This is a genomic window from Bacillus sp. FSL W8-0640 (assembly GCF_038007725.1).
GTDB classification, from domain to species: Bacteria; Bacillota; Bacilli; order Bacillales; family Bacillaceae_G; genus Bacillus_A; species Bacillus_A cereus.
Genome location: NZ_JBBOXT010000001.1, coordinates 326,717 through 339,567 on the forward strand (window position 1 = coordinate 326,717; position 12,851 = coordinate 339,567).

Sequence of the window (12,851 nt, forward strand, 5' to 3'; positions counted from 1 at the left end):
ATATGTCAAAAGAGATAGTAAAAAAACGTATAGAAGAATTACGTGACTTGTTAAATACATTTAACTATCAATATCACGTATTAGACAATCCTTCTGTTTCTGATGCGGAATATGACCGTAATATGCAGGAGCTTGTAAAATTAGAAGCAGAGAACCCAGAGTTTATGAGTGAAGATTCTCCCTCCGTTCGCGTTGGGGGGACTGTTCTTGATATATTTGAAAAAGTAACACATAAGTCACCAATGTTAAGTTTAGGAAATGCATTTAACGAAGGAGATTTACGTGATTTCGATAGAAGAGTACGTCAAGGAATTGATGGTGCGAATGTAAGATATATATGTGAATTAAAAATTGACGGGCTTGCCGTTTCGCTTCATTATGAAAAAGGACGCTTCATTCAAGGGGCAACACGTGGTGATGGTGTAACGGGTGAAGATATTACTCAAAATTTAAAAACGATTAAAGCTATCCCACTTCGTTTAAATGAAGAAGTAACGTTAGAAGCACGAGGCGAAGCTTATATGCCGAAGCGTTCATTCGTTAAACTAAATGAAGAAAAAGAGCAAAATGGAGAAGATGTATTTGCGAATCCGCGTAATGCAGCAGCAGGTTCAATACGTCAACTTGATCCGAAAATTGCAGCGAAGCGTAACTTATCTATGTTTGTGTATGGTCTTGCGAATGTAGAAGAAAAAACAATTTCATCACATAGTGAATCGCTGGATTTCTTAGGTGAACTTGGATTTAAGACAAATCCAAATCGCCGTACATGTGAAACAATTGAAGAAGTTATAGCTTATGTAGAAGAATGGCAAGAAAAACGTCCGCATCTTGATTATGAGATTGATGGAATCGTTATAAAAGTAGATGATGTTGCTCTTCAAGAAAGTCTAGGAACTACAGCGAAGAGTCCAAGGTGGGCGATTGCTTATAAATTTCCGGCTGAAGAAGTTGTAACGAGATTAACAGGCATTGAATTAAGTGTTGGCCGAACAGGGGTTGTAACACCGACTGCAGAACTAGAGCCAGTGAGAGTTGCTGGTACGATTGTTCGTCGTGCTTCTTTACATAACGAAGATTTAATTCGTGAAAAAGACATTCGAATTGGTGACTACGTTGTTGTGAAGAAGGCTGGAGATATTATTCCTGAAGTTGTGAACGTTATTTTTGATAAGCGTACTGGTGAGGAAGAAGAATACCGCATGCCAACTCATTGTCCAGCATGTGAGAGTGAACTTGTTCGTTTAGAAGAAGAAGTAGCACTTCGATGTATAAATCCGACTTGTCCGGCTCAAATTCGAGAGGGATTAATCCATTTCGTTTCAAGAAATGCGATGAATATTGATGGACTTGGAGAACGTGTCATTACACAACTCTTTGATGCAGATTACATTCGTACATTTGCTGATTTATATGCATTGACGAAAGAGCAATTATTACAGTTGGAACGTTTTGGTGAAAAATCAGCAACAAACTTAATACAAGCAATTGAAAATTCTAAAGAAAACTCGTTAGAGCGATTATTATTTGGTCTTGGAATTCGCCACGTTGGAGCGAAAGCAGCACGTACATTTGCAGAGCACTTTGAAACGATGGATGAGCTTGTAAAAGCAACGGAAGAAGAACTAAAAGCAATTAATGAAATTGGCGAAAAAATGGCTCAATCTGTTGTGACATATTTTGATAATGAAGATGTATTAGAGTTATTACAGCAGTTTAAAGAGTATGGCGTGAATATGACATACAAAGGTATAAAAATTGCAGATTTACAAAATGTTGAATCTTACTTCGCAGGAAAAACGGTTGTTTTAACAGGTAAGCTAGAAGTTATGGGACGAAGTGAAGCGAAGAAGAAGATTGAGGCATTAGGTGGAAAAGTAACAGGAAGTGTTAGTAAGAGTACGGATTTAGTTGTTGCAGGTGAAGCAGCTGGTTCGAAATTAGCACAAGCGGAGAAACATAATGTTGAGGTTTGGAATGAAGAGAGGTTCTTACAAGAGCTAAATAAGTAAGAGGTGCAAACTTACCATGAAAAAAATAGCATTAGCGGTATTAAGCCTTGGCCTACTTGTAAGTGGGTGTAGTGCAGGTGCCGACAAAGATGAAAAAGTGGCTGGGAAATCGGGGAAAGCAAAAGAACAATCAGTTGTTCCAAAATACGCTATTTCGGATGAATATTATAAGACGACTATTCCATTTGATGGTGGAAAGGCACGTGGTTTAGTGGTGCAAGGGTTAAATAGTCGCCTTGATATAGATGAATTTGAAACAGGATTAATGCGAATTGCAAAAGAATCATTTAGTACGAAAGATAATTTTTTAAAAGGCGGAAAAGCTCTAGATACTCAAACTATACAGATGCTTGTTAAAAGAAAACGTACAGATGCTGAACAAAAGGAACTAGAGGAAAAATTAAAAAAAGATGCAGTTAAATTTCCAAATATAGGATTAAATCCTGCATTAGGAACAGGATCCGAATCACTAGAAGTGAAAAATAAAAAAAATCCAATATATATTTCAAATATTTTAGAGCATGATTATTATGTGAAAAAAGGCGATAACGGCGAGGAACGTGTTGGTATGGTAGTTGGATTAGCGATGAATTCTGTTCAATATTTTAACGAAGAGCATGGTTACCCACGTGAAGCTGCAATCCCAGATGAAAAGATGTTAGCTGAAGGGAAAAAAATGGCGCAAGAAATTTTGAAAGTCATACATCAAAAAGAACCTGAAACAAAAAATATTCCGATAACATTTGCGATTTATCGCCAAGCTCCAAAGTCTTCGCTCGTGCCAGGTAATTTTGTTTCTTATGCAAATGTCGAAAAAGGTAGTGAAACGGTTGAAGATTGGAAACAAATTAATGAAAAATATTATTTGTTCCCATCAGAGCAAGCGAAAACAGATAATAAACGTGAAGATCTTGCAAGAGTATCCAACTTTAAGGCAAAACTAAGCGATTATTTCCAAGGCGACTATACAGCTGTTATTGGTACTGGTATGTATAGAGATGATGAATTAAGAGAAATGAAGCTTGATATTCCTGTCCAGTTTAATGGAAAAGCGGAAATAGTTGGTTTTACACAATATGTGGCAGGGCTTGTTATGGAATACTTCCCGAATTATATGAAAGTACAAGTAACGATTAAATCTGTAGAACGCCCAGAAGCTATTATTATACGTGAAGCAAAACAAGATGAACCACTTGTGAAAATTTTAGATTAAATATGAAGGCTGTTCCTCTATGGAACAGCTTTTTTTCTTATGTAATTTTGTTATAATTTAAAATGTTGTAAAAAATAGGGGTAAGGGGTAAAGCTCATGGAAGAATTAAGTTTTCAAGTCATTATTTTATTAATTGCATTCGGTTTTTTAGCAGCTTTTATTGATTCCGTTGTTGGAGGAGGAGGGTTAATTTCGCTTCCTGCACTTATGTTTGTTGGCCTATCGCCAGCTTCGGCAATTGCAACGAATAAATTAGCGGCAACAATGGGGACGTTTACGAGTGCGATGTATTTCATTCGATCAGGAAAAGTTGATTTTAAAATTGTAGGAAAGTTAATCCCGTTAACTATTGTTGGAGCTGTTGCAGGTGCTTTAGTAGTAAAATTTATTCCATCGGATATTTTACGCCCATTAGTACTTGTAATGTTGGTATTTATTGCTATTTATATTATTGCAAAAAAGAATTGGGGAAGTGTGTCTACCTATAAGAAGATGACGCAAAGAAAAACATTAATATTTTTCTTTGCTATTTTAATGATAGGATTTTATGATGGGTTTTTTGGACCAGGGACAGGGTCGTTTTTAATTTTTGCATTTTTATTAATTGGCTTGGATTTTATTCAAGCGGCAGCATCTGGAAAACTTTTGAACTTTGTTAGTAATATTGTATCTTTAATTACTTTTTTATTCTTAGACATAATTCATTTTGAATACGGTATTATCATGGGATTATCAATGATCTTAGGTGCTTATTTTGGATCGAAGTTTGCGGTTCAAAAAGGTGTTGGATATGTAAGGACTTTATTTTTATTAGTTACTATATTATTGATCGGGAAAAATGTTTTGGAATATACTCATATTTTGTAGATTCATACGCATGTATGAATCTCTTTTTTTATTATATTTTAAAAATTTATTAATTTTTAAAATATAAGTCTAGGAATATTTGAATAAATCTAAATTATCGTGTAGAATAATGTTGTAAAATGTAAACGTTTTTCTAAGGGGAGGCTAAAAAAATGGTAGTAGCATACAAACATGAGCCATTTACAGATTTTTCAGTGGAGGCTAACAAATTAGCGTTTGAAGAAGGTTTAAAGAAAGTAGAATCTTATCTTGGACAAGACTATCCATTAATTATCGGGGGAGAAAAAATCACTACAGAAGACAAAATTGTTTCTGTAAACCCTGCAAATAAAGAGGAACTTGTTGGTCGTGTTTCAAAAGCAAGCCGTGAGTTAGCTGAAAAAGCAATGCAAGTAGCGGATGAAACATTCCAAACTTGGAGAAAATCAAAGCCAGAAATGCGTGCAGACATTTTATTCCGTGCTGCAGCAATCGTTCGTCGCAGAAAACATGAATTCTCTGCTATTCTTGTAAAAGAAGCAGGTAAGCCATGGAATGAGGCAGATGCTGATACAGCAGAAGCAATCGACTTTATGGAATATTATGGTCGTCAAATGTTAAAATTAAAAGACGGTATTCCAGTAGAAAGCCGTCCAATTGAATATAATCGTTTCTCTTACATTCCATTAGGAGTAGGTGTTATCATTTCTCCTTGGAACTTCCCATTCGCAATTATGGCAGGTATGACAACAGCTGCTTTAGTTTCTGGTAACACAGTATTACTAAAACCAGCTAGTACAACTCCTGTAGTAGCAGCGAAATTTATGGAAGTATTAGAAGAAGCTGGCTTACCAGCTGGCGTAGTAAACTTCGTTCCAGGTAACGGTTCTGAAGTTGGTGACTACTTAGTAGATCATCCTCGTACACGTTTCGTAAGCTTCACGGGATCTCGTGATGTAGGTATCCGCATCTATGAGCGTGCAGCGAAAGTAAACCCAGGACAAATTTGGTTAAAACGCGTTATCGCTGAAATGGGCGGTAAAGACACAATCGTTGTTGATAAAGAAGCAGATCTTGAATTAGCAGCTAAGTCTATCGTTGCATCAGCATTCGGATTCTCAGGACAAAAATGTTCTGCATGTTCTCGTGCAGTAATCCATGAAGATGTATACGATCACGTATTAAATCGTGCTGTTGAATTAACAAAAGAATTAACAGTTGCTAACCCAGCAGTATTAGGTACAAACATGGGTCCTGTTAATGACCAAGCTGCATTTGATAAAGTAATGAGCTATGTTGCAATTGGTAAAGAAGAAGGTAGAATCTTAGTAGGTGGCGAAGGAGACGATTCTAAAGGCTGGTTCATCCAACCAACAATCGTTGCTGACGTTGCAGAAGATGCTCGCTTAATGAAAGAAGAAATCTTCGGACCAGTAGTAGCATTCTGTAAAGCGAAAGACTTCGATCATGCACTTGCAATTGCAAACAATACGGAATACGGTTTAACAGGTGCTGTTATTACTAACAACCGTGACCATATTGAAAAAGCACGCGAAGACTTCCACGTTGGTAACTTATACTTCAACCGTGGATGTACTGGTGCAATCGTAGGTTACCAACCATTCGGTGGCTTTAACATGTCTGGTACAGACTCTAAAGCTGGTGGACCTGATTACTTAGCACTTCACATGCAAGCAAAAACTACTTCTGAAACTTTATAAGAAATAGTAGAGGAGCTCTTCACAGAATGTGAAGAGCTCCTTTTAAAATTGAACCCCCATATATTACCGTCGTTCGAAGAGACTGAGCTAAAACCTATTAATAGCGGGATAAACATGTAAACAGAAATAAAATAATGAGAAAAGTTGACTTATTAGTCATATTTTTTAGTATTCATTTTGAGAATTTCCTGTATAATACAATTTGAAAGAAAATCTATGGTTCGACAAGGAACACTCCTTTCGGTTTTGCTCACTGAAAGGAGTGTTTTTTTATGTAGCTAAAAATTCTTGCGTGCTTATTACATTTGCATATACGCCATTTAAACTAGCTAAAATTGTATTGTGAATATAAACAGCTGGTATAGTAGCGTTCTTAAAAGAAAGGTCTTTTGTAGCACAAGCGTCATGTATAACGGTACATTGAAAGCCAAAATCGAATGCAGCCCTTACTGTTGCATCGATACACATATGAGTCATCATCCCGCATACAACGACATGTTCAATATTAAAACGTTTTAATTGCTCTAGAAGATTAGTTTCTCGGAAGCTATTTGGATAATGTTTGACTATAACTGTTTCTTCTCTAAGTGGACGTACGCTTTCGTGAATATGTACACCTTCTGTATTAGGTAGGAAAAAAGTAGCGTCATCTTTTATAGCTACGTGTTGGATATGAAAAATAGGTTCGCTGTTTGTTCTAAATTGTTGTAATAACTGATTAGCATATTCGCTTGCTTCTACTGGATTACGCAATTCCATCTTTCCATTTGGAAAATAATCGTTTTGAATATCGACGAGTAAAAGAGCTGTTTTCATATATTTATCTTCCTCCGAGTTTCATATTCAAATAAATTTATTCAATTCGTAGAGAGGATTCTCCTGTTTAAAAATATGAGGAAGAAGAATTTTAAATAACCTTGAAAGTTACTATTTTTCAGATGAATATTCATCTGAAAATTTTAATAAAGGAATAATTAATATTTTTCTAAAAAATGTATTGACTCTTATTATTCTGAGTTCTATAATGAGAATTAATTAAACGACAATTAAATCGATACATTCTTATCCAGAGAGGTGGAGGGACTGGCCCTACGATACCTCAGCAACGGGTTTTTTAATACCGTGCTAACTCCAGCAAGCCATATAAAGGCTTGGAAGATGAGAAGATGTGAACGAGTACATATAAGTGCTCTCCTTCTTATCTTTATGGTTGATAAGAAGGAGGGCACTTTTTATTTTACCTCGAAAGCTCTGCTTCAAGTTTTTACAGCATATAGGAGGGGAAAAAATGATTTCTTTTACCAATGTAAGTAAAGTGTATGAATCAGCTGGCCAATCTGTTCATGCGGTGGAGGATGTAACATTATCAGTTGAGAAAGGCGAAATTTTTGGCATTATCGGTTTTAGTGGCGCTGGAAAGAGTACGTTATTACGCTTAGTAAATATGTTAGAGAGACCGACGGCAGGAACGATTTCAATAGATGATAAAGATATTACATCATTATCGACGAAAGAATTGCGTAAACTAAGACAAAGAATCGGAATGATTTTTCAAAGTTTTAATTTATTTAATTCAAGAACAGTATTTGGAAATATTGCTTATCCATTAAAGTTAGCGAAAGTACCAAAGAATGAGATAAAAGAAAGAGTAAATGAACTGCTGAAGTTTGTAGGGTTAGAAGATAAAGCAAACTATTATCCAGAGCAGCTATCAGGTGGGCAAAAGCAGCGTGTGGGCATTGCTAGAGCACTTGCGACATCGCCAGATATTCTTATATGTGATGAGGCAACATCAGCCTTAGATCCAGAAACGACGACAGAAATTCTAAACTTATTAAAGAAAGTAAATCGAGAATACAATTTAACAATTCTTCTTATTACACATGAAATGCATGTTGTGAAAGAAATTTGTCACCGTGTAGCTGTAATGGAGAAGGGGAAAGTTATTGAAGAAGGAAAACTGTTTGATGTTTTCACGCAACCAAAAACAAAGACGACTCAAAACTTTGTACGTTCTGTCATTAATGATCATTTACCGGAAAGTGTTCTAGCGAAAATTCAAAATGGTGGTCAAATTTATCGTCTAACATTTACTGGTGAGGAGACAGGACAGCCGGTACTATCATATATCGCAAAAAACTATAACGTCGATGTAAATGTACTGTACGGAAATATTATTGAACTTCAAAATGTGCTATTTGGAAATCTTCTTGTAGAGTTGCAAGGTGAGCAGAGGGAAATTCAAAAAGCATTACAACATCTAAGACTGCAAGTGCAGCTGAAGGAGGTAGAAGCTCATGCGAGTTGATTGGAGTATATTTTGGCCGCGCATACTAGATGCGACGGGGGATACCCTCTTAATGGTAATTGTAACCCTTATATTCGCTACAATTCTGGGTATACCTCTAGGTTTACTTTTATATGTAACGAGAAAAGGAAACTTTTTAGAAAATAAATGGGTCTTTTCTATTCTTAACATCATAATTAATACAATTCGTCCGGTACCATTCATTATCTTTTTAGTAGCCTTAAGTCCACTAACAAGAAGTGTTATCGGAACGACGATTGGAACAGCAGCGGCAATTTTCCCGATGACGTTAGTCGCATCAATTGGTATTGCTAGAATGGTTGAAACAAACCTTGTTTCCGTTCCGAAAGGAGTAATTGAAGCAGCGCAAGCAATGGGCGCCTCACCAATTAGAATTGTTTTTGAAATCCTTGTACCAGAAGCGTTAGCACCATTAATCTTAGGTGTTACATTTATGACAGTTGGTTTAATTGAATTCTCTGCAGTTGCTGGGCTTGTCGGTGGTGGCGGTCTTGGTGACTTGGCAATGACATATGGTTATCAACGTTTTGATACATCAGTTATGTTCGTAACGGTCGTGTTACTTATCATTCTCGTACAGATAGCTCAAAATTTAGGAAACTACTTTGCGAAAGTCTTGTTACGCAGATCATAAAAAGGAAGAGAGGAAAAGAAAATGAAGAAAATTTTAGCATTTGCATTATCAGCGATTGTAGGAGTCTCAGCATTAAGCGGCTGCTCAAGTGGAGACACGGGTGCAGGAGCGAAAGAAAAAGTAGTTCGCGTCGGTGTAACTGGAACGGATGGAGACGCTTGGGAAATTTTGAAGAAAAAAGCTGAAAAAGAAGGGATTAAGATTAAACTGGTCGAGTTCTCTGATTACACAACGCCAAATAAAGCGTTAGCTGATGGAGATATTGAATTAAACTCATTCCAGCATATTGCTTTCTTAGAGCAATTTAAAAAAGAGCATAAGTTAGATATTACAGCTGTTGGTACAACGCAAATTGCGCCAATGGGTTTATACTCTGAAAAATATAAGAAAGCAAATGAAATCCCAGATGGTTCAGAAATTGCAATTCCAAACGATCCAACGAACCAAGCACGGGCATTAAAACTTCTTGATGCAGCTGGATTATTAAAGCTTAAAAAAGACTTTGGTCTATTTGGAGATCCAAGTGGTATTGCTGAAAATCCGAAGAAATTAAAAATTACACCGGTTATCGCACAGCAAACACCTCGTGTGTTAAAAGATGTAGCGGCATCAGTTATTAATAACGGTGTTGCTGGTCAAGCTGGATTAGATCCAGCGAAGGATCCTATTTTCCTAGAAGATCCAAAGAATGAAAATGCAAAGCCATATATTAATATTTTTGCAGCTCGTAAGAAAGATAAAGATGATCCAACATTGAAAAAAGTAATTGAACTATATCATTCAAAAGAAGTAACAGACGCAATTAAGAAAGAAACAAATGATGGTTCCATTTCAGTAGATCTTTCACTTGATGAGCTTGAAAAAATCGTAAAATAATCATTGGGTTTAATGGACTAACAGAAGGAACCCCTCCGCTGTTAGTTCGTTCAACATATAAACTTAACAAACAAACCCTAATTCTGTACCTTCCAATTTTGTATAACATAGAATCCAATGTTTGTTAAGTAGAGTGATAGACCAGGAATTTTCCTGGTCTTTTTTTATGAATGAAAGTAGCTAGCGAACAGTAAGGTGATCCAAATTATAATGGGATAAGAAAATAAGCTGAAAAGGAGTGTAATTACGAATTGCTTTGGATGAATTAAGTGTTTTTTTGATAAAAAAAAGAAAATAGAAAAGAGAGTAATGAAAAATGCTGATATTACGCCGGGGTTATAAGAGCGATAAATGAAAAACAAAATAATATGTTGAACAGAGTTGAAGAAGATGGCCCCTTGTATAAAAATAATCCAGCATATAGAAGACAAGAAGTTAAGTTGATATAGAAAGACGATAAGTAATACAAAGATTGTTAATACGGAAATGGCGATGAAAAATTGTTGGCTAGTTATAAGACGGATTGAAAATTGATTAGCAAGGTATTGTGGCATTTGGAAAGCTTCTTCAAGGTTATGAATGAAAAATAATAAGGGAATGATCCAGAATATAGTAGTGGAATGTTTTTTCATCAATTTACATCACTCCAATAAAGTATAGAAAGCCTAAAAAAAGGCCCTCTATACAGAGATGGTTATTCAATTATGATATTTTTTAAATTAACTTCATGATGCTCTCGTTCTTTCAGATAAGCAGCTAGTTCCTCTTGTAAAATATTTAATATTTGCTTAGCTGATTGTTGGATTGGATTAGGTAGCTCTTCTAATATATGCATCCCGACTTTTACTTTTGTACGAATTACCCTTCGTAGTAATTCCTCATGCATGTACTACACCTCCAAACCGAATATTTAGTACATCTTCTTCAAATTTTGCTCCTTGAATAGAAAGGTGTGTTAATGTTTTTGGTAACGTGATGTTCCGTTTAACAGAACCCGCTCGAATAATAAGTTCATCACCTTTTTGATTTAAGGAAAGTTCACTTTTGTTTGAGAAGGGAATGGACAGAACGAAAATATACTCATCGCCATCCTTTTTTACATATTGAGTGCGCCCGTTAAATTTTACTTTTGTAGGGGAATGATCAGTTTTAAATAAAGAATCTCCTACACGTTCTAACATAGACAAACCAACAACTTCTTGTTCAAACATTGGAGCTTCGTAAATAGGAAGGGGTTGAAAACTATCTTTAATTAATGTTTTATATTTCTTCTGTGTATCTTTCCATGCCTGAAAATAAGGATCGGTGACAGTGTTAGGGATGACGCGGTTAATCATAATGGCATCTACGTTATAATCGTATAAATTCAAATAAGTAAAGCTGCGCTGGGCTTCTTTAATGACCATTTTTTCAGGATTTACAACGATGCGGATACTTGTTACTTCTCGATTTGATAAAATATCTCTCATTTCTCCGAGCTGTTCAAGTGTACTTGTTAATTCGTCCATAATATCGTCGGTTGGAAGAGGGACACCAAGGAGTGGTTGAGCTACTGGACGAACGACTTTTAAAACTTTTCTTTTAATAGGAAATAATTTTTCCATCCACCAGCCGAGCATGTCTGGAAAGCTTAGCATTGCTAATGTTTCTCCTGTAGGGGCACAATCAATAATGATAACATCATATGTGTCTTGCTTATAATAATCGAGTACGCGAAGTAGGCTAATTAAATCTTCCATACCGGGAAACATCGTTAATTCTTCTGTTGTAATATCATCAGCTGCTTTAGAAGTGAAGAGTAGTGTAATATATTTCTGTAATTTTCCCCAGCCTTTTTCCATTTCATAAATCGTATTAATTTCTTGTGCCCACAAATTTTCACGAATTTCTAGTGGTTCAGAAGATAGCTTTATACCAAATGAATCTCCTAAACTATGAGCAGGATCTGTGCTCATTACTAATGTTTTTAATCCTTGTTTCGCACTTTGAATTGCTGTTGCTGCTGAAATGCTAGTTTTTCCTACGCCGCCTTTACCTGTATACAAGATAATTCTCATCATTCATATCCCCTTTGTTTCGAATGTCGAATATTACGAGTGTCGAAGTAAATGGTTGAATAAAAACCCAGATAGGGTTTTATTCAATCGGAATGTTTTTCATTTTAGGTGTAGAAATCTTTTCTTCTGTTTTTTGCTGTGACGTAGCGATGTGATTCATGATTTTTTGGAAGATTTGTAGTAAGAATGCTTTTTCTTCTTCTGATAATGCTTCTGTTACTAAGCTAAAGTAATGGGCCGCATTTTGTTTTACTTCTTGAACGAGTATTACGCCGTTTTCTGTTAACCGAATTAATACAATACGTCGGTCATTTTCATCACGGTAGCGTTCAATATATCCCTTTTTTACAAGGCGATTTACAACGCCCGTTGTTGTACTCATCGGTATATCAAGAAGATCAGCAATTTTCGTCATTGTAATATCTGTATTTCGTTCCATCCAAAGTAAACAAAATACTTCTGTTTTAGAAAGTGTTAAATCTAGGCTTACCCATTCTTCAGGATAGAAAAGTTTCTTGGCGTTATCTAGCAGTAAGTCTAAAAAATGTTCATATTGCAACAATTAATTCCACTCCCGTATATTTCGAGGTTCGTAATATTTATTTTTATTTTATGTAGAATAGAAATAATTGTCAATGATTTTAATTGTTTTTTCAGATTAGGCAGAAAACTTTCTTTAAAATAGTATTCTTTTATGATAGATTTATAAATATAAAACGAGAATTTACATAAAAATCCATCATGGTAAATATACTTATCTATAATGGGTATGCAGCTAACGAGGGGGAGAACGATGAGAAGACGTAATACGCAAGCGTTCACGTTTTTAGCATGGACTTCATTTGTTTGTGCGATTTCAGGTATGCTAATTGGGATTTATACGTTAGATGAAACGCTTAGTGTAAAAGGATACTATTTAATTGGAACATTATTTTTAACGATGTCTTGTTTTGTATTACAAAAAACAATTCGTGATAATGAAGAAGATAACGAGAGATTTCCGAAAAATAAACCGTTAGATAAAGAGTAAATTGTAAAGAAAGGCATTTGCCTTTCTTTTTTTATGTAAAAATGGCGTAAGTACTCTGTGTTGACTTGCTTGAAGTACTGAAAATTTGGTATCATCAATAGTATTGTAGATTGAACGATATATTATGGAGGTG

General features: G+C 35.5%; 12 protein-coding genes, 1 pseudogene and 1 riboswitch. Of the genes and pseudogenes, 8 read left to right on the forward strand and 5 right to left on the reverse strand.

Features of this window, described 5'->3' with window-relative positions:
• Window positions 1-2 precede the first annotated feature (2 nt).
• The 4 genes from ligA (at window position 3) to pruA (ending at window position 5,792) form a co-directional block, all read left to right on the forward strand.
• Window positions 3-2,012 (forward strand): NAD-dependent DNA ligase LigA, encoded by a 2,010-nt coding sequence (ligA, locus tag N2V80_RS01780; protein WP_061655287.1) that lies wholly within the window; start codon window positions 3-5, stop codon window positions 2,010-2,012.
• Window positions 2,013-2,028: 16 nt separating this feature from the next.
• Window positions 2,029-3,225 carry a CamS family sex pheromone protein gene (locus N2V80_RS01785; RefSeq protein WP_000717034.1) on the forward strand — a complete coding sequence of 399 codons (1,197 nt, stop codon included), beginning with the start codon at window positions 2,029-2,031 and terminating at the stop codon, window positions 3,223-3,225.
• 96 nt (window positions 3,226-3,321) lie between these two features.
• Window positions 3,322-4,092, forward strand: a complete 771-nt coding sequence (locus N2V80_RS01790; RefSeq protein WP_000391975.1) for a TSUP family transporter — start codon at window positions 3,322-3,324, stop codon at window positions 4,090-4,092.
• A 152-nt stretch (window positions 4,093-4,244) separates the two neighbouring features.
• A complete protein-coding gene (pruA, locus tag N2V80_RS01795; protein WP_061655288.1) occupies window positions 4,245-5,792 on the forward strand; it encodes an L-glutamate gamma-semialdehyde dehydrogenase in 1,548 nt (515 codons plus the stop codon).
• A 250-nt stretch (window positions 5,793-6,042) separates the two neighbouring features.
• Here the strand turns inward: pruA and N2V80_RS01800 are convergent.
• Window positions 6,043-6,608, reverse strand: a pseudogene (locus tag N2V80_RS01800) (cysteine hydrolase family protein).
• A gap of 243 nt (window positions 6,609-6,851) precedes the next feature.
• Window positions 6,852-6,957, forward strand: a riboswitch (SAM riboswitch).
• A 123-nt stretch (window positions 6,958-7,080) separates the two neighbouring features.
• Here N2V80_RS01800 and N2V80_RS01805 point away from each other — a divergent pair.
• From N2V80_RS01805 to N2V80_RS01815, 3 genes are read left to right on the forward strand one after another with little or no spacing between them, the layout of a single operon-like run.
• Window positions 7,081-8,100, forward strand: a complete 1,020-nt coding sequence (locus N2V80_RS01805; RefSeq protein WP_000623013.1) for a methionine ABC transporter ATP-binding protein — start codon at window positions 7,081-7,083, stop codon at window positions 8,098-8,100.
• Window positions 8,090-8,755, forward strand: coding sequence for a methionine ABC transporter permease (locus tag N2V80_RS01810; RefSeq protein ID WP_001261865.1), 666 nt, complete (start codon window positions 8,090-8,092; stop codon window positions 8,753-8,755). The genes N2V80_RS01805 and N2V80_RS01810 overlap by 11 nt, the downstream gene beginning before the upstream one ends.
• 21 nt (window positions 8,756-8,776) lie before the next feature.
• On the forward strand, window positions 8,777-9,631 hold the full coding sequence (locus N2V80_RS01815) for a MetQ/NlpA family ABC transporter substrate-binding protein (protein ID WP_000721594.1): 855 nt from the start codon (window positions 8,777-8,779) through the stop codon (window positions 9,629-9,631).
• Window positions 9,632-9,795: 164 nt separating this feature from the next.
• On the opposite strand, the gene N2V80_RS01820 is transcribed toward N2V80_RS01815, so the two are convergent.
• The 4 genes from N2V80_RS01820 to N2V80_RS01835 all read right to left on the reverse strand — a co-directional run bounded on the left by N2V80_RS01820 (window position 9,796) and on the right by N2V80_RS01835 (window position 12,250).
• A complete protein-coding gene (locus tag N2V80_RS01820) occupies window positions 9,796-10,263 on the reverse strand; it encodes an HXXEE domain-containing protein (protein WP_001986283.1) in 468 nt (155 codons plus the stop codon).
• Window positions 10,264-10,325: 62 nt separating this feature from the next.
• On the reverse strand, window positions 10,326-10,517 hold the full coding sequence (locus N2V80_RS01825) for a DUF3926 domain-containing protein (RefSeq protein WP_000544105.1): 192 nt from the start codon (window positions 10,515-10,517) through the stop codon (window positions 10,326-10,328).
• Window positions 10,510-11,691: an ArsA family ATPase gene (locus N2V80_RS01830; protein ID WP_002102676.1), complete on the reverse strand. Its 1,182-nt coding sequence runs from the start codon at window positions 11,689-11,691 to the stop codon at window positions 10,510-10,512. Before N2V80_RS01830 ends, N2V80_RS01825 begins: the two co-directional genes overlap by 8 nt.
• 76 nt (window positions 11,692-11,767) lie before the next feature.
• A complete protein-coding gene (locus N2V80_RS01835; RefSeq protein ID WP_000942472.1) occupies window positions 11,768-12,250 on the reverse strand; it encodes a MarR family winged helix-turn-helix transcriptional regulator in 483 nt (160 codons plus the stop codon).
• A gap of 231 nt (window positions 12,251-12,481) precedes the next feature.
• Here N2V80_RS01835 and N2V80_RS01840 point away from each other — a divergent pair, with 231 nt between their 5' ends.
• Window positions 12,482-12,718 (forward strand): YiaA/YiaB family inner membrane protein, encoded by a 237-nt coding sequence (locus N2V80_RS01840; protein WP_001254391.1) that lies wholly within the window; start codon window positions 12,482-12,484, stop codon window positions 12,716-12,718.
• The last annotated feature ends 133 nt before the right edge of the window (window positions 12,719-12,851 follow it).